Origin of the sequence: Promicromonospora umidemergens (assembly GCF_024171995.1) — a bacterium.
Classification (GTDB): Bacteria; Actinomycetota; Actinomycetes; order Actinomycetales; family Cellulomonadaceae; genus Promicromonospora; species Promicromonospora umidemergens.
The window spans coordinates 1-15,584 of record NZ_JAMTCT010000040.1 but is presented as its reverse complement, the minus strand read 5'-3'; the positions used below and the strand labels follow the sequence as shown (position 1 = coordinate 15,584).

General features: G+C 71.6%; 15 protein-coding genes and 2 tRNA genes. 9 read left to right on the top strand and 8 right to left on the bottom strand.

Features of this window, described 5'->3' with window-relative positions:
- A partial coding sequence (locus APR04_RS29445; protein WP_253878054.1) for an IS256 family transposase occupies window positions 1-830 on the top strand: 830 nt, incomplete at its 5' end.
- 341 nt (window positions 831-1,171) lie between these two features.
- On the opposite strand, the gene APR04_RS29440 is transcribed toward APR04_RS29445, so the two are convergent.
- The 3 genes from APR04_RS29440 to APR04_RS29430 form a co-directional block, all read right to left on the bottom strand.
- Entirely contained in the window at window positions 1,172-1,546 is a 375-nt protein-coding gene (locus tag APR04_RS29440) for a helix-turn-helix domain-containing protein (protein ID WP_253878052.1), read from the bottom strand.
- A gap of 107 nt (window positions 1,547-1,653) precedes the next feature.
- Window positions 1,654-3,060 carry a site-specific integrase gene (locus APR04_RS29435; protein ID WP_253878050.1) on the bottom strand — a complete coding sequence of 469 codons (1,407 nt, stop codon included), beginning with the start codon at window positions 3,058-3,060 and terminating at the stop codon, window positions 1,654-1,656.
- A 191-nt stretch (window positions 3,061-3,251) separates the two neighbouring features.
- Window positions 3,252-3,322 (bottom strand) — tRNA-Gly (locus tag APR04_RS29430).
- Window positions 3,323-3,458: 136 nt separating this feature from the next.
- Here APR04_RS29430 and APR04_RS29425 point away from each other — a divergent pair.
- Entirely contained in the window at window positions 3,459-4,508 is a 1,050-nt protein-coding gene (locus APR04_RS29425) for an NADP-dependent oxidoreductase (protein WP_253878048.1), read from the top strand.
- A 242-nt stretch (window positions 4,509-4,750) separates the two neighbouring features.
- Window positions 4,751-4,824: transfer RNA gene (locus tag APR04_RS29420), tRNA-Pro, on the top strand.
- 152 nt (window positions 4,825-4,976) lie between these two features.
- Here the strand turns inward: APR04_RS29420 and APR04_RS29415 are convergent.
- Window positions 4,977-5,858: an SDR family oxidoreductase gene (locus APR04_RS29415; RefSeq protein WP_253878046.1), complete on the bottom strand. Its 882-nt coding sequence runs from the start codon at window positions 5,856-5,858 to the stop codon at window positions 4,977-4,979.
- 84 nt (window positions 5,859-5,942) lie between these two features.
- Between APR04_RS29415 and APR04_RS29410 the strand changes: the two genes are divergently transcribed.
- Window positions 5,943-6,521, top strand: a complete 579-nt coding sequence (locus tag APR04_RS29410; protein WP_253878043.1) for a TetR/AcrR family transcriptional regulator — start codon at window positions 5,943-5,945, stop codon at window positions 6,519-6,521.
- Window positions 6,522-6,567: 46 nt separating this feature from the next.
- On the opposite strand, the gene APR04_RS29405 is transcribed toward APR04_RS29410, so the two are convergent.
- Window positions 6,568-8,460 carry an RICIN domain-containing protein gene (locus tag APR04_RS29405; protein ID WP_253878041.1) on the bottom strand — a complete coding sequence of 631 codons (1,893 nt, stop codon included), beginning with the start codon at window positions 8,458-8,460 and terminating at the stop codon, window positions 6,568-6,570.
- Window positions 8,461-8,603: 143 nt separating this feature from the next.
- Between APR04_RS29405 and APR04_RS29400 the strand changes: the two genes are divergently transcribed.
- Complete coding sequence (locus tag APR04_RS29400) at window positions 8,604-9,227, top strand: TetR family transcriptional regulator (RefSeq protein ID WP_253878039.1); 624 nt, start codon at window positions 8,604-8,606, stop codon at window positions 9,225-9,227.
- A 54-nt stretch (window positions 9,228-9,281) separates the two neighbouring features.
- Here the strand turns inward: APR04_RS29400 and APR04_RS29395 are convergent, their stop codons facing one another.
- Window positions 9,282-9,755, bottom strand: a complete 474-nt coding sequence (locus APR04_RS29395) for a VOC family protein (RefSeq protein ID WP_253878056.1) — start codon at window positions 9,753-9,755, stop codon at window positions 9,282-9,284.
- Between the two features lie 113 nt (window positions 9,756-9,868).
- Here APR04_RS29395 and APR04_RS29390 point away from each other — a divergent pair, with 113 nt between their 5' ends.
- Both APR04_RS29390 and APR04_RS29385 read left to right on the top strand, forming a co-directional pair.
- Window positions 9,869-10,870, top strand: a complete 1,002-nt coding sequence (locus tag APR04_RS29390) for a helix-turn-helix transcriptional regulator (protein ID WP_253878037.1) — start codon at window positions 9,869-9,871, stop codon at window positions 10,868-10,870.
- Between the two features lie 106 nt (window positions 10,871-10,976).
- A complete protein-coding gene (locus APR04_RS29385; RefSeq protein WP_253878035.1) occupies window positions 10,977-11,666 on the top strand; it encodes a PAS and ANTAR domain-containing protein in 690 nt (229 codons plus the stop codon).
- Here APR04_RS29385 and APR04_RS29380 read toward each other — a convergent pair.
- Window positions 11,606-12,463 (bottom strand): SDR family NAD(P)-dependent oxidoreductase, encoded by an 858-nt coding sequence (locus APR04_RS29380; RefSeq protein WP_253878033.1) that lies wholly within the window; start codon window positions 12,461-12,463, stop codon window positions 11,606-11,608. The genes APR04_RS29385 and APR04_RS29380 overlap by 61 nt on opposite strands.
- Window positions 12,464-12,715: 252 nt before the next feature.
- Between APR04_RS29380 and APR04_RS29375 the strand changes: the two genes are divergently transcribed.
- Complete coding sequence (locus APR04_RS29375) at window positions 12,716-13,174, top strand: SRPBCC family protein (protein WP_253878031.1); 459 nt, start codon at window positions 12,716-12,718, stop codon at window positions 13,172-13,174.
- Between the two features lie 53 nt (window positions 13,175-13,227).
- On the opposite strand, the gene APR04_RS29370 is transcribed toward APR04_RS29375, so the two are convergent.
- Window positions 13,228-14,820 carry a phytoene desaturase family protein gene (locus APR04_RS29370; RefSeq protein WP_253878029.1) on the bottom strand — a complete coding sequence of 531 codons (1,593 nt, stop codon included), beginning with the start codon at window positions 14,818-14,820 and terminating at the stop codon, window positions 13,228-13,230.
- A 270-nt stretch (window positions 14,821-15,090) separates the two neighbouring features.
- On the opposite strand from APR04_RS29370, the gene APR04_RS29365 reads away from it, so the two are divergent.
- The coding region (locus tag APR04_RS29365; RefSeq protein ID WP_504967653.1) for an MBL fold metallo-hydrolase at window positions 15,091-15,584 on the top strand (494 nt) is incomplete at its 3' end.

Here is a 15,584-nt window from a genome sequence, read left to right as displayed (position 1 = left end):
AGGTCTCCCGGATGGCGACCGATCTGGATGAGCAGGTCGACGCGTTCCGCCACCGACCCCTGGGGGACGCGGGCCCGTTCACGTTCGTGACCGCGGACGCGCTGACGATGAAGGTCCGCGAGAACGGACGCGTCGTTAACGCGGTCGTGCTGCTCGCCACCGGTGTCAACGGTGACGGGCACCGTGAGGTCCTCGGGATGCGCGTCGCGACCAGCGAGACCGGGTCGGCCTGGAACGAGTTCTTCGCCGATCTGGTCGCGCGCGGCCTTGCCGGGGTGCGTCTGGTCGTCTCCGACGCGCACGCCGGCCTCGTCGAGTCCATCGCCGCGAACCTTCCCGGCGCGGTCTGGCAACGCTGCCGCACGCACTACGCGGCGAACCTGATGAGCATCACGCCCAAGAGCCTGTGGCCCGCGGTCAAAGCAATGCTGCACAGCGTTTACGACCAGCCCGACGCCGCAAGCGTGCAGGCCCAGTTCGACCGCCTGCTGGACTACGTGACCGACAAGCTGCCCGCCGTCGCCGAGCACCTCGATGCCGCCCGCGCGGACATCCTCGCGTTCACCGGCTTCCCCAAGGACGTGTGGTCCCAGATCTGGTCGAACAACCCGACCGAACGCCTCAACCGCGAGATCCGTCGCCGCACCGACTCAGTGGGCATCTTCCCCAACAGGAACGCGATCGTCCGCCTCGTCGGCGCCGTGCTCGCCGAGCAGACCGACGAATGGGCCGAAGGACGCCGCTACCTCGGCCTCGAAGTCCTGACCCGCTGCCGCCAGAACCCCACCACAGGAACGGAGGTCAACACCGTCCTCGAACTCAGCGCCTGACCCCACAAGGATCACCGACCGCTACACCACTACCCGGGACTTGACCGGTGCATGCGGGATAACTCGGACATGTGCGGTGGTGGCAATTTGCCACCACCGCGTGACCTGCGGGTTCGCCCTGGCATGCCGGACGGCAGGCGTCGAGCTGCCGACGGCATCACGGCTAATCCGGACAGTCACGGTGGTGCCAATTTGGCACGACCGTGTGACCTGGGCATCTACCCGAACGACACACGCGCTACAGCCCGCTCCGGCCCTGAAGAACAAAACGGAAATTATGGTTCTGCCAACTTGGCAGGACCATACGACCAGGGAAGACACCCCGGCCCCCGTCGCCGAGATCATCGCGTGCAGGCTTGGACATAGGCGTCCACCACTGACCGCAGCACCACAACCCGCCGCCCGATCCGAGTACCGGCAAGCAGTCCACGCCGCACCAGCTCCCCGGCCGTCCACGAAGAGACGCCGAGATAAACCCCGATGTCTTCGTACGTCAGATACGGGTCCTGTGGGTCGCCCGCTTGCTCGGCCCGGTACCGGTCCAGCACCGACCGCCGCACCCGCAGCCGGCCACCGATTCGCGCAGACGGCCCGACGCGGCCCCGGCGCACCAGCTCGCCGAACCACCAGCGAGACACTCCCAGCACCTCGGCGGCCTCGGCCGCCGTCAGCAGTGGATCGTCAACAGCAAACGGCAGCACACCCTGGGCGTCCATCTCTGACTCCTGTCCGATCGCGGTCATCGACAGGTAGGTGCGCACGAACCTCCAAGCACCCGCCGCTGCCCGGCCCCACAGAAAGAGTCGGGCAGCGGCAGGCGCTCTCACCCGCTCAGCCCAGGGAACTCCACGACATTCGACGCCCGCCTCGCAGCCTGGATCTCGGCCATCCGTGCCGCCAGCCGCTCGTCGCCATCGTCGGTGGCGTGCTGGTAGACCATCGCGGCGGCGACCGTCGAGTGCCCGATGCGTCGCTGCAGCTCGGCCAGCGTCGCCCCTGCTTCGGCGGCGCGGGTCGCCGCCAGGTGCCGCAGGCCATGCCAGCGGAGCTCAAGCGGCGCCCCAGCACGCCGCTTGGCGCGAGAGAACATCGACGAGCGGTTCCCGCCGCGCACCGGCCGCCCGGCGGCCGTCGCGAACACCAGCGCCCGCGGACCGGGTGCGGTGTACCGGTCCAGGTGAGCCAGGAGGTCACGCGCCGCTTCGGGCGGGAGATGGACCTTGCGGCGTCCGGCGTCGGACTTGGGCGGGCCGAACGCGACCGGCTTGCCCGGCACGTCCACGAGAGCCTGCCGCACGTTGAGCCGCACACCACCCTGCGGCGTCCGCTCGATGTGCTGACGTTCGAGCGCGAACAGCTCGCCCGCCCGGAGACCGGAGTGCGCCGCGACGATCACTGCTGCGCGGTACCGCTCGGATGGCCCGTCGAAGGCTGCCGCGATCGCGTCGACCACGGAGTCGCCGGGGACCACGCGTTCCGCCGGCCGGGTCTGTCCTGCGCCGCGGATGCTGCACGGGTTCGCCTCAATGAGCCGATCGCGGACGGCGTCGCTGCAGATGGTCCGCAGTAGCGCGTAGGCGTGCGCCGCCTGAGTGCGGCCGGTCACCGTCCCGGCATGCCGCGACTCGACCGACGCGGCACGCGGCTCTCCAGCAGACCGCCACGCTTGCCACACCGCCGCCGGCATCCGCCCGGAGTCGCCCACCGGTAGGCCAGCCGAACGGGCCCACGCCCGCACATGCGCCGCGTCGCTGGGCCCGCCGCCACGTGCCAGCCACTCCGCAGCAGACTCCGCCGTCGCCACCAGCAGCGCGGCGTACCACTCGCTCACCATGGTGTGCGACAGCGACCGCAGGGGGAGCGAGCCGAGGTCGAGCTGTCGCGCACCGCCCGGGCTCGGTAGCGGCGTGAGGATCCAGCGCCGCAGCAACCGTTCATAGCCATCGAGAGTGGAGGGCTTCAGGTCGCGCGTGGCGAGCCAGCGCTGCGCGTACTCGCGCAGGGGCACGTCGCCCGTCTCGGGTTCGCGGTAGGTGCCCTGGTAGACGTCGCTGAGCACGCGGGCCAGGGCAGCGTTCGCCGCCTTCTCGGACTCGAACGTGCCAATCGGACGGCGCACACCGTCGGGTCCGGTGTACCTGGCCTCCCACCGGCCGGGCGTGCGCTGACGGACGTTGCCGTAGGAACGGCGGCTGTTACGACGGCTGTTACGACGGCTGCGTGGGGACATGCTTCGAGGTGCGCGCGTAGCTCCACGGGCGCGCCCCTGCGGATCGGGTGAAGCGGACATCTCGGCTCCAGGTCCTGACCCCGTCGCGAGCGACTTAGGGTCAATAAGGGCCACTCGGCGCCGCTTCCACCCCTCCGGAATGCACGAAGCCCAGGTCAGAAACACTCTCTGACCTGGGCTTCCGCACTCTGAGCGGGCGACGGGAATCGAACCCGCGTAATTAGTTTGGAAGACTAGAGCTCTACCATTGAGCTACGCCCGCACGGCCGTGCTTCACACACGGCGCAGGCCACACCTTAGCAAACGCCGCGCGTTTGTCCCCACCGCGCTGGGTGTGGGGCCCGCCCCGCCCGCCCGCCCAGGCGACGCCCCGGCCGTCGGCCCCTAGGGTGAAGAGCATGACGTTTGACGCAGCGACCCAGGCGACCGAGGTGCGGCTCGCGTCGCGTCCACACGGAACTCCCACGCTCGACGCCTTCGCGATAGTGGACACCGAGATTCCAGTGCCCGCACCTGGGCAGATCCTCGTGCGCAACCTCGTGATGAGCGTCGATCCGGCCATGCGTGGCCGCATGCGTGACGTGAAGTCCTACGTCGCGCCGTTCGAGGTCGGCAAGGTCATGTCTGGGGGAGCCGTCGGTGAGGTGATTGAATCCACTGTCGACGACTTCCGGCCCGGCGATCACGTGCTGCACCAGCTGGGCTGGCGCACGCACGCCGTCGTCGACGCGGCCAAGGCGCTGAAGGTGGACGGATCGGTCGCACCGCTGTCGAGCTACCTCGGTGTGCTGGGGATGCCGGGGCTGACGGCCTATGCGGGACTGCTGGAGTCGGCGGAGTTCCAGGCCGGCGACACCGTGTTCGTCTCGGGCGCCGCCGGCGCGGTGGGCTCCGTGGTCGGGCAGCTCGCGAAGCTCAAGGGTGCCGCCCGGGTCATCGGTTCGGCCGGGTCTGCCGAGAAGGTGCGCTACCTCGTCGACGAGCTGGGCTTCGACGTCGCGTTCAACTATAAGGACGGCCCGGTTCGTGACCAGCTGCGGGACGCCGCCCCCGACGGCATCGACGTCTACTTCGACAACGTCGGCGGCGATCATCTCGAGGCCGCCATCGACTCGATCAACCTGCACGGTCGGATCGCGGTATGCGGAATGATCTCCCAGTACAACGCGACCGAGCCGACGCCGGCTCCGCGCAACCTCGGGCAGATCATCGCCAAGCGGTTCACCATGCGTGGGCTGCTGGTCCTCGACCACGCAGGGCTGCGGGAACAGTTCCTCGCCGAGGTGGCGCCGCTGGTCGCCTCCGGGCGGCTCACGTACTCGGAGACCTTCGTCGACGGGATCCGCAATGCTCCGGAGGCGTTCCTCGGGCTGCTGTCCGGTGCCAACACCGGCAAGATGCTGGTCCGCCTCGAGGGTGCCGGGCCTGGAGGTCCTGACGTCTCCTGAGTGTTCTGGTGATTCGATGGGAGAGGAGCTCGTGTCAGCACCGACAGGGTCGGCTGCTCGACCAGGTACGGACGCAGGCTTCTCCGTAACAGAGGTGTGGCGGGAGGTGTCTCGCCGCGCGGACCGATGGACACGTCCGCCTGGAATGAGTTCGGACGTGGCGGTGCGGGTCCGTTAGGATCTGACTGACGCGCGTACGGATGTCCGCGCGAGTCGTACGGGCCGGTGGCGTTGGCCGACGACGGGCTGTGGCGCAGCTTGGTAGCGCATCTGCTTTGGGAGCAGAGGGTCGCTGGTTCGAATCCAGTCAGCCCGACCCTGTGATGTCGCAGGACATCGGAATGGCCTGAACCTACGAGTCGTAGGTTCAGGCCATTCGTCATTTCCGGGTCGATCCGGGCACCAGGCGCAGCGCATGCCGGAACGCTCGAAGCACGGTCCCGAAGGGATGCCCGGGGAGCCTGACTGTCAGGCCTGGAGGTTCTCCAGGTCCGCCAGCAGCCCAGGATGGGTCGGTTCCCAGCCGAGCTCCCGCTGGGTGTGCGTGCCGGAGGAGGGCTGGTCGGCGGCGAAGACCGGACCGAGGGGGCCATAGGTCTCCTCGGGTACCGACGCGACGGGCAGGCCGAGCCGCCTGCCGATGACCTCTGCGATGTCGCGGACCGCGTCACCCTCGTCGGCCACGGCGTGCCAGGCGGTGCCCGCTTCGGCGTTCTCCAGGACGAGCCGGAACAGCACCGCCGCGTCGAGCGTGTGCACGGCGGGCCAGCGCTGCGCGCCGTCGCCCGGGTAGCCCGACACCCCGGTCTGCCGCGCGAAGCCGGTCAGTATCCCGGCGAAACCGCCGTCGCCCTTGTTGTGCACGGTGCGCGGCAGCCGGATCGCCGACGTGCGGACACCGCGTGCGGCCAGGTCGAGGGCCGCCAGCACCGCGATGCTCCGGCCGCCGACGGGCCCGCTGGTAGACAGCGGGTCGGCCTCGGTGGAAGCACGGCCCGGCACGGCCGGCGTGCCGGAGACGGTGACCAGCGGGCGGCCGGTGCCGATGAGCTCCTCGCCGAGCGTCGTGAGCGCTGCGCTCTCCTCGGTCACGGATCGTGCGACCGCCTCGGCGCTGCTGAAGTCGTTGGCGAAGGCGAGGTGGATGACGCCGTCGACCCGCGCGACGCCGTCGCGCAGGACGCTCAGATCGGTGAGCGACCCCCGCAACGCTTCGGCGCCGGCCCGCTCGGCGGCCAGTGCCGAGGCGTCGGATCGCGCGAGGGTGAGGACCGTGTGGCCGTGCTCGAGGAGCTCGGCGACCACGGCCGAGCCGATCTGGCCGGTGCCGCCGGTGACAAAGACGCGCATGGGATTCTCCTGAAGTGATGGGACTCTTGTCTCATCACCGTAGCACTGTGATGGGACAAAAGTCCCATCACGTAGGATGTGGTCATGGCTCGATGGGAACCCGGCGCGCGTGACCGCCTCGTCGTTGCGGCGATCGATCTGTTCGCCGAGCAGGGGTACGACGACACCACGGTCGCGCAGATCGCCCAGCGCGCCGGCGTCACCAAGAGCACCTTCTTTCGGTACTTCCCCGACAAGCGCGACCTGCTCGCCGCCGGCCAGGAGACGCTCAGCACGCTGCTGACCGCGGGGATCGCCGAAGCTCCGGAGGGTGCGAGCCCGCTCGACGCGGTCGCCGCCGGCCTCGTGCGGGCGGCAGGCATGATGGGCCCCGACAAGCGCGAGCTCGCCCCTCGCCTCAAGGCGGCCATCGCCGCCAGCGCCGAGCTCCAGGAGCGCAACGCCCTGAAGAACGCCACCCTCGGCGCGGCCATGGCCGCAGCGCTCGTCGCCCGCGGCATCCCCGAACCGACCTCGGCGCTCGCCGCCGAGCTCGGCGTCCTCGCCTTCGGGAGGGCGTACGCCGCCTGGTCCCAGGCCGACGGCGTGGCCGAGGACGACCTCGCCGGCTACGCGCTGGCCGCCCTGGCCGAGCTGCGGGCGGCTAGCGCGTCGCTGGGCTGACTCCGGTCATCTCCGGTGAGCGGCTGACACGAGGGAACCCGCCGGGTCAGCCGACCTGGACGAGCCGGAACGACTGCGTGGCCGCGCCGGTGCAGGGTTGCTGGGTGAGCCGTGTCCCGTCGGTGCCGGTCGCCGGGCCGAGCGTCAGGCACGACCCGCTGTGCCGCGCGGTGAAGGTCAGGCCGTCGCCGGCTGTCGTGGGCCGCCACTGCTGGTTGGCCCCGCCGACGTAGGACCAGAGGTGGACGGGGGCCCCGTCCGCGACGGCGCCCGGGCCGCCGTCGACGTCCCAGACCTTGCCGGCGTGCTGGTTGAGGACCTGGTAGTAGCCGTCCGTGGTGGGCGTGAACCGCCAGCGCTGGTTGGCCTGGGCGGCGTCGCCGCAGGTCCACTGCTGCAGGCCGGTGCCCTCGGCGGTGCCCCAGCCGACGGCGTCGAGGCACTTGCCGCTCACCGACGACGCCACCTGGTACCAGGCCGACGGGTCCGGGTCGGCCGGGATCGTGGCCGACCGGGGGTCCCAGGTGTAGGTGGCGACGGCCCGGCCGGGCAGGGTGTGGGTCAGCGAGCGGCCCTCGTCGGTGATCGAGAACGTGCGGCTGCCGGACGAGGCGTTCACGACGAACGCGACGCGGGTGCCGTCGGGGTTCTGGAAGACGACGTTCTGCAGCCCGCCCGACTGCTCGCTGGTCGAGCCGATGCGGCGGGCGCCGGCGTCGACGAACTTGCTGAGGTGGCCCAGCACGTAGAACTCCGCGTTGCGGGTGACCGTGTCGCCGGCGATCTCGACCACACCGTTGCAGCGCGTGCCGCAGTGGCCCTGGTGCGGTCCGCCGTCCTGGTCGAGCGCGAGGTTCCAGCTGATGACGGTCTCGCCGCCGTTGCGCATGTTCCGCACCACGAGGTTCTCCGCGTGCCAGACCAGCGTGTCGCCGAAGGTGTTCGCCGCGTCGTCGCTGTCGGTGCCGGAGCACTCGGTGAAGTAGACGCGCTTGCCTGCCGACACGACCTGGGCCTGGGCTTCGGGCGAGCCGCCGTAGCAGTGGAAGGCGGCGCCGACGACGCGGGCGATGCCCGCCGTGCCCGCGAACACCTCCAACGGGTAGTCGGGCCGGTCCCAGTTGTGGTCGTAGGCGAAGATCTGCGTGCCCAGGCCGGCGCGGGTCAGCGCGCCGTCGAGCACCCGGAAGAACTCCGCCTGCTCGGCGGCGGACATGCTCATGGAGGGATAGCTCGTGGCGAAGAGCGGCTCGTTCTGGACCGTGAGGTCGCTGAGCGTGACGCCCTGCTGCGCGTAGGCCTGGATCGTCCGGACCAGGTAGTCGGCGTACTCGTCGTAGTGGTCGGTGCGCAGGCTGCCGCCGTTCAGCGAGCCGCCGGTCTTCATCCAGGCGGGCGGGGACCAGGGGCTGCCCATGAAGCGGATGCCGGGGTTGACGTCCAGGGCCTGCCGCAGCACGGGCAAGATCTCCTGCTGGTCACGGGCGATGCTGAACTGCCCCTGCGTGTCCTCGTAGGTGTAGAAGTCGCCGGAGTTGAAGTCGGTGCTGCCGAGCGGCTGACGCAGGTAGTTGAGGCCGATGCCGTCCCCGGAGCGGGAGAACAGCGACTGCAGCAGGCTGCTGCGGGTGGCGGAGGGCAGGTCGTTGATCAGCGCGGCGGACGCCTCGGTGACGGAGGCGCCGGCACCGGTGAAGCGCTGGGCCACCTGGCCCGGGTCCACCCGGATGTCGACGGGCTGCGGGCCGGTGTCGAAGGGCACGTCTCCGCCGTCGGCCAGCCTGCGGCTGCCGTCGGCGGTGGTGACCCAGACGTGCGCGCTGGTGGGGGCGGCGGCGGCCGGCCCTGCGGCCGGCCCGATCCCGGCGGCGCCGACGGCCAGGACGCCCAGCGTGGCGAGCGACAGCCGGACGGACCCGGTGCGAGTTGTGCGCGTCATTGCGACTCCCTCGGTGGGTGGAATTTGCGGCGAGCCTACTCCTACCTACCGAGTGCTCGGTAGGTAGGAGTATCCACATGTCTCGGCCGAGAGGCAGGAGAGCCGGGCGAGCCCGCCGTCGGCGGGTCCGTAGACTCGCTCGGATGACACGAGAAGCCGGGGGCGCCAGGGTGCGGCGCCCTCCCGCGGAGCGCCGGGCCGAGATCCTGCGCACCGCGATGGAGACGTTCGCGGAACGCGGCTACCAGAGCGCGTCGCTCGCGGAGATCGCGGACCGGGTCGGGCTGACCCAGGCCGGTGTGCTGCACTACTTCTCGTCCAAGGCCGGCCTGCTCACCGGGGTGCTGGACCTGCGCGACTCGACGGACATCGAGGAGCTCGGAAGCGAGCGCCCCCGCGGCCTCGCGTTCCTGCGCCACCTGGTCGAGACCACGCGGCGCAACGCCGGACGCGAGGGCATCGTGCGGCTCTACACCGTGCTCGCGGCCGAGAGCGTGACCGCGGAGCACCCGGCCCAGCGCTGGTTCCGCGACCGCTACCAGGGCCTGCTGGCCCTCGTGGCCGAGGCGCTCGACGACGCGCGGGCCCTTGGCGAGGTGGCGGCCGACGTCGACAGCGGGACCACCTCCCGGGTGATCGTCGCGACCATGGACGGACTGCAGCTCCAGTGGCTGCTGGAGCCCGGCTCCGTCGACATGGCCGAGGCGACCGAGGTGGCCATCGTGCGGCTGATCGGACGCGATCTTCCGCCCGCCGCGCGTCACTAGGTCGGCGATGCGCGGGTGCGCGTCCCTGGCAAGGGGCGCAGGACGGAGCCGGCTTCAGGCCTGGACGTACTCCGCCGCGACGTCGAGGATCCAGGTGATGCCGAAGCGGTCGGTCAGCATCCCGAAGGCGGGCGCCCACTGAGCCGGGGCGTAGGCCTCGACGACGGTCGCGCCCTCTGCCAGCTGCTCCCACAGTGCGCCGACCTCCTCGACCGTCTCGCCGCGTACGGAGAGGAAGAACGGCTCCTCGGTGAGAGTGACGCCGTTCTCCCGGCGGGTGGTCGGCGCGCCCTCGCCCTGGGCGAGGGGGACGTCCTGGCCAGGGACGTCGTAGGCCATGAGCCGGAAGCCGTTGTCGGCGAGGACCTGGCCGAACACCACCTTGGTGGCGCCGGGCAGCTCGGCCGGCATGCCGAAGTCGCCGTAGGTGGTGACGGTGATCTGTCCGCCGAACACCGAGTGGTAGAACTCGAGGGCGGCACGGGCCTGGCCGTGGAAGTTCAGGTGGGCAACAGTATTGATCGACATGGTGATCCGGTCCTCACGGGTGGAAGTCATCGCCGGAGATCTCCGGCGACGAACCGCAATCTGTCACCAGTTCCGGTCAGGGAACGTCCGGTACTCGTGGCAGTGTGGAAGACATGCCGATCGCCTCCTCGACGGCGACCTCCGGTCGCCTGCTCTCCCTGCTGTCGTTGCTGCAGGCCCGCCGCGACTGGCCGGGGGAGCAGCTCGCCCACCGGCTCGGTGTCAGCGAACGCACCGTCCGCCGCGACGTCGACCGCCTGCGCGAGCTCGGGTACCCGGTCCAGGCGGTCAGGGGCCCCGATGGCGGTTACCGGCTCGAGGCGGGCAGCGAGCTGCCGCCCTTGCTGTTCGACGACGAACAGGCGATCGCGCTCGCCGTGGCGTTGCGCATAGCGATCGTGACGGGAGCCGGCATCGAAGAGGCCGCCGCACGAGCACTGGCCACGGTGCGGCAGGTCCTGCCCTCGCGCCTGCGGCAGCGCGTCGACGTCCTCGCGGTCACCGCGGTCGAGTCAGCCGGGCGCGGCGTCGATCCACAGGTCGACACCGACGTCCTGGTCGCGCTGAGCGCTGCCGTCCGGGCGGGGGAGGAGCTGCGGTTCGACTACCGTCCGCCGGGACCGCCGGATGATGCCGGCCCGCAGCCGGCTCGGCGGGTACAGCCGCACCACCTCGTGGTCCGTCAAGGGTGCTGGTACCTCGTCGGGTGGGCACCGGAACGTGGCGACTGGCGGATCTACCGTGCCGACCGGATGACGCTCCGCGTCCCGAATGGGCCGCGCTTCACACCCCGGCAGGTGCCAGGCGGCGATATCGCGACGTTCCTGTCCGCCCGCTTCAAAGGTTCCGCGAGTGCGGACGAATGGCCGTGCCGCGGTGAGGCGATCCTGGAGCTGCCCGCCGCGCGGGTGGCTCCGTTCGCCGACGACGGGCTCGTCGAAGAGCTCGGTCCCGCTCGGACCAGGCTGTTGATCGGGTCGTGGTCCTGGGCCGCGATGGCCGCCACGCTGGCCCGGTTCGATACGGAGATCGAGGTCATCGGTCCGCCCGAGCTGCGGGACGCCTTCGCCGAGCTGTCCCGCCGCGCAGGACGCGCCGCCCGAGTAGTTGTGTAGAGCCAATTTTCACCCTGGGGTTTCGGTGGGAGAACTTCTTCGCTACGGTCGTCGAGAGTCAGGCCGCGGCTCGTCAGCGCATCAAGCGATGAGGAGACCTGCGCCCATGACTGCAGAACCGATGGAGATCGAGCGTGCTCTCACCCTCGGCGTGAACCATGTCGTCGGACGGTACCGGTACAGCATCGCCACACAGGGGTGGTGGTGGTCGGACGAGACCTTTCAGATCCACGGCTTCGAGCCCGGCGAGGTGGTGCCGACCACGACGCTCGTCCTGGCACACAAGCATCCGGAGGACCGAGCCCGTGTCTCACGGGTGCTCGCGAGTGCTGCCGTGACCGGGGAGCCGTTCAGCAGCGTGCACCGCATCATGGACGCGCGGGGGCGCGAGCGGACGCTGACGGTGATCGGGCGGGGCCGACGCGACGCTCGCACCCGGCAGGTCTCCGAGCTGGTGGGCTACTTCGTCGATGTCACGGCCGCCGTGAGCACCCGGGCGAGCGAGGCGGCGTCGGCGTCCATCCGCGCGTCGGCCGCGACACGTGCCCCGATCGAGCAGGCCAAGGGCATCATCGCCTTCTCCCTCGGCATCGAGACCGAGGAGGCCTTCGAGCGTCTGCGCACCACCTCGAACGTCACGAACGTCGCCGTGCGTGACGTCGCCGGGCGGATCGTCGAGATGGCGTCCACGCAGAAGTGCTCGGCGGCGGACGTGATCGCCGTCCTGGAGCCGCGTCACTCCGAGGACGTGGCAGGAGCAGAGGGAGACGAGGGCGGCGGCGCGCCCGGCGCATAGAACCAGCCGTGGAACGCCGCGCGCGCGGGCTGGGGGAGGACTCGGGCGATCGCGACCATCGCCTTGGCCTGCAGGCCGGTAGCGACCTCTGCCCGGCCGTCCTGGAGAGCCTCGACCGCGCGGCGGGCCACCATCGCGGGACTGGCCTTCGGGGCCCGCCCGATGTGGGTGCGTTCCATCTTGGCCGCGCGGAAGAACGGCGTCCGGGTTCCTGAGGGCAGGATCGTCGTCACGGTGACGCCCGTGCCGGCGAGCTCGCCGCGCAGCGACCAGGCGAACGAGCGGAGGAACGCCTTCGACGCGGCGTACGTGCTGAAGAGCGGGGCCGGCATCGTCGCGGCGATCGACGAGACGACGACGATCCGCCCCGCGCCTGCCGCGATAAGGTCGGGGACGACGAGGTGCGCGAGGTGCACCACGGAGCGGACGTTGAGGTCGACGAGCCGCAGCTCGTCCTGCAGGGGTGTGTGCAGGAAAGGCCCGTGGACGCCGACGCCCGCGTTGAGCACGAAGGTCCGCACGCCGAGGTCCCGGGCACGGGCGACGGCCGCCTCGACGCCGCTGGGCAGGGCGAGGTCGACCTCGAGCCCCGTCACCTGGGCGGCGGTGTGCTCGCGCAGCTGGCGTACCGCGTCGTCCACGCCCCGCTCGGCCACGACGAGCACGCCGTAGCCCCGCTGTGCGAGCTCGCGCGCCATCGCGAACCCGATGCCGCTGGAGGCCCCGGTGACGAGGGCGACGTCCGGCCTCGTCGTCGGACCCGTTGGCCGCGTCCGGTGCCGGGAGCGCCGCCTCATGACGGACCCGGGCCACTGCGCAGGAGCACGGGAGTGCCGGTGCGGAGGAGTGGGTGCTCGGTCATCGGGCGCTCCTTCTGTCGGGCTCGCTCCTCGTCTCGAAGCCGCCTCGTCGACCTTAGGCACCTTCGAGGTTGCCCGCATCCGGCTCCTCGGCGCGTGCCCCAGCAGCGATCAGGTGCGATCAGAGGCGCGGTCGCGGCCGAGGCGATGGCCGGTTGCCAGTGCCAGGGACTTCGCTACCGTCAAGGGATGGTGAGCGTCACGCGGGCCGCCCGATGCACCCCTGGAGCAGTCCTCGGCGTGCTCGCTGACGGCTGGACGTACTCGGGCTGGGTGGTCGGCACGGCGCGGATCCGGGCGGTCGACACGGCGTGGCCGGAGCCGGGCGCGCGCATCCTCCACTCCGTCGGCCTGTGGCCCGCCTTGCTCGACGACGAGACCGTCGTCCGTGGCTGGGACCCGGAGCGGTCGATCGAGCTGCAGGCGAGGGGCTGGCCCGCCGGCGAGGCACGCGTGCTGATCGAGGTGAAGCCGGGTCGTGGGGGCAGCGGGTGCAGGATCCGCGTCACGGAGGACGCGGACAAGGGGCCAGGCACGCTGCTGCCCAGACCGGTGCGCAGCGCTGTGATCGGCCCGCGGAACGTCGAGACGCTGCGCCGGCTCATCTTCCTCGCCGAGCGGCGAGCACCCGAGCAGCGCTCGCGCTGACCTCGCGCTGACCGGGAGGGCGGCACACGCGGTGCCGCCCAGCCGGGGCTCCGTCACGTGTCGCGCAGCAGCCGCCCCCACGCGCTGCGCACCAGGGCCCGCGGGAGGGTGCCGAACGGGCTCGACGCGGCGAGCGCGACGCGCGCCGCGTTCCAGCCACACGCTCCGTGCACACCGCCGCCCGGGTGGGCCGACGCGCTCGCGAGGTACAGCCTCTCGACCGGTGTCTCGGGCCGGCCGAGCCCCGGCGTCGGCCGGAAGACCAGCTCCTGGTGGACCGCCGACGTCCCGCCGTTGACCGCGCCGCCGACCAGGTTGGCGTCCGCCGCCTCGAGGTCTCCCGGGCTCTGGACGGACCGGCCCACCACCGTGCTCCGGAAGCCGGGCGCGACCCGGTCGAGGGTCTCCTCCATGCGGTGCGCCAGCTCGGCGACGACGTCCGCCGTCCAGTCGACGCCGTGGGGCACGTGCATATAGGCCCACGCGGACTCCGTGCCGTGGGGAGAGCGCGTCGCGTCCGACGTCGTCATCTGTCCCAGGACGAGGAACGGCCGCTCGGGGACCTCGCCCTTCGACAGGGCGGCGGCGACGTCGACGAAGCCCCGGCGGTCCACGCCGAGGTGCACCGTCCCGGCGCCCCGCGCCCCCTCGGCGGTCCACGGCAGCGGGCGGTCGAGCGCCCAGTTCACCTTGAACGTCGGGTGGTCCCACTGGAACCGGCCGAGGTCGCGCACGAGGCGGGGCGGCAGGTGCTCGGTGCCGACGAGGTCGCGGTACAGGGCGGGTGCGGTCACGTCCGCGAGCACCGCGCGCCGGGCACGGACGAGCTCGCCCTGCGCGGTCCGGACGCCGACCGCCCGGTTGCCCGCGACCAGCACCCGCTCGACGCGCGTCCCGGTGACGATCTCCCCGCCGCCAGCGCGCACCCGTGCGGCGAGTGCGTCGGCGAGCGATCCGGCGCCGCCCACCGGAACGGGGAAGCCCACGTCCTGGCCGAGCATCGCCAGCAGCCAGCCGAACAGTCCGCTGCCTGCAGCATCCGGCGGGACGTCGGAGTGCATCGCGTTGCCCGTCAGCAGGAGCCCGCCGCCCTCACCGCGGAACGTCTCGTCCGCGAGCCGGCGCACGGGCAGGACGGCGAGGCGACCGAGGTCCAGCGCTCCGCCGACGCCCAGCCGCCGAAGCAGCCGCAGCGCCGGACCGGCGGCGGGCAGTGGGCTGAAGAGCGCGTCGAGCAGCGGGTCGCGCACGCGCTGCCAGCCGGCGAACATGCGCATCCACGCGTCGCCGTCGCCCGGGCCGAGCTCGTCGAGACCCGCGGCGGTGTCCTCCGGCTCGGCGTGCAGCACTGCGGCTCCGCCGTCGTCGAGCGCGTGGGCGAGGACCGACGGCGCTCGCGACCACGAGAGCCCGTGGTCCTCCAGGTGCAGGCCCTGGATCACGGGCGAGCCGGCCGCGAGCGGGTAGAACGCGCTGAACAGGTCGGTGCGGAACCCGGGCGCCGCGACCTCGGCGGTGCGGACCGCGCCACCGAGGGTGTCCTGCGCCTCGAGCACCAGGACGTCCCAGCCCGCGTCGACGAGCGCGTTCGCCGCGACCAGCCCGTTGGGACCCGCGCCGACGACCACCGCGTCGACGGTCCTCACCACGGGTCCGTCACCGCCTCGGGGCAGCCGGCCGCCGAGCACTGAGAGACCACGACGCTGCCCACCATCGACCTCCTCCGTCGGCTCCGGTCCAGCGTGCCCACGATCGGCCGCGGTCGCCAGTGCGTCTCCCAGTGCTTTCCCAGTGCTTTCCCCAGTGCGAGCGGATACTGCGTGCCGAACACTTCTGCTTACGGTCCGGGCGCATCATGACGGGGCCCGACGAGGGGAGGCGGCCGAATGACGTTCTGGATCTGCCGGAGATGTGGCGTGGAGCATGAGTCCCGGCCCGACGTGTGCGCCGTCTGCGCCGACGAACGTGAGCTGGTGCCGGCCGACGGGCAGCGCTGGACGACGCTGGAGGAGCTCGCGGCCGAGGGGCAGAGCATCGCCGTCAGGGAGCTGGAACCCGACCTGTTCGGGCTCGGCGCGGTGCCCGACGTCGGCATCGGTCCCGTCGCGAAGGTCGTCCGGACGGCGCGGGGGAACCTGATGTTCGACGTCCCGGGCTACGTCGACGACGCCGCCGTGGCTGCGGTCCAGGGCCTGGGCGGTCTCGCGTACATCGTGGCGAGCCACCCGCACATGTACGGCGTGCAGGTCGAGTGGAGCCGCCGGCTCGGCGGGGTACCGATCCTGGTCAGCGAGGCCGACGCGCACTGGCTGGCCCGGTCCGACGACGCCGTCGAGCTGTGGCGGGGCGACCGCGAGATCCTGCCGGGTGTCACGCTGAGCCAGCCCGGCGGTCACTTCCCGGGCTCCTG

What these genes read in the sequence shown, in the direction of transcription:
- APR04_RS29440 (WP_253878052.1), bottom strand. Translation starts at nt 1,546, where the DNA reads ATGGACGCCCAGGGTGTGCTGCCGTTTGCTGTTGACGATCCACTGCTG.
- APR04_RS29435 (WP_253878050.1), bottom strand. Translation starts at nt 3,060, where the DNA reads ATGTCCCCACGCAGCCGTCGTAACAGCCGTCGTAACAGCCGCCGTTCC.
- APR04_RS29425 (WP_253878048.1), top strand. Translation starts at nt 3,459, where the DNA reads ATGACGTTTGACGCAGCGACCCAGGCGACCGAGGTGCGGCTCGCGTCG.
- APR04_RS29415 (WP_253878046.1), bottom strand. Translation starts at nt 5,858, where the DNA reads ATGCGCGTCTTTGTCACCGGCGGCACCGGCCAGATCGGCTCGGCCGTG.
- APR04_RS29410 (WP_253878043.1), top strand. Translation starts at nt 5,943, where the DNA reads ATGGCTCGATGGGAACCCGGCGCGCGTGACCGCCTCGTCGTTGCGGCG.
- APR04_RS29405 (WP_253878041.1), bottom strand. Translation starts at nt 8,460, where the DNA reads ATGACGCGCACAACTCGCACCGGGTCCGTCCGGCTGTCGCTCGCCACG.
- APR04_RS29400 (WP_253878039.1), top strand. Translation starts at nt 8,604, where the DNA reads ATGACACGAGAAGCCGGGGGCGCCAGGGTGCGGCGCCCTCCCGCGGAG.
- APR04_RS29395 (WP_253878056.1), bottom strand. Translation starts at nt 9,755, where the DNA reads ATGTCGATCAATACTGTTGCCCACCTGAACTTCCACGGCCAGGCCCGT.
- APR04_RS29390 (WP_253878037.1), top strand. Translation starts at nt 9,869, where the DNA reads ATGCCGATCGCCTCCTCGACGGCGACCTCCGGTCGCCTGCTCTCCCTG.
- APR04_RS29385 (WP_253878035.1), top strand. Translation starts at nt 10,977, where the DNA reads ATGACTGCAGAACCGATGGAGATCGAGCGTGCTCTCACCCTCGGCGTG.
- APR04_RS29380 (WP_253878033.1), bottom strand. Translation starts at nt 12,463, where the DNA reads ATGAGGCGGCGCTCCCGGCACCGGACGCGGCCAACGGGTCCGACGACG.
- APR04_RS29375 (WP_253878031.1), top strand. Translation starts at nt 12,716, where the DNA reads ATGGTGAGCGTCACGCGGGCCGCCCGATGCACCCCTGGAGCAGTCCTC.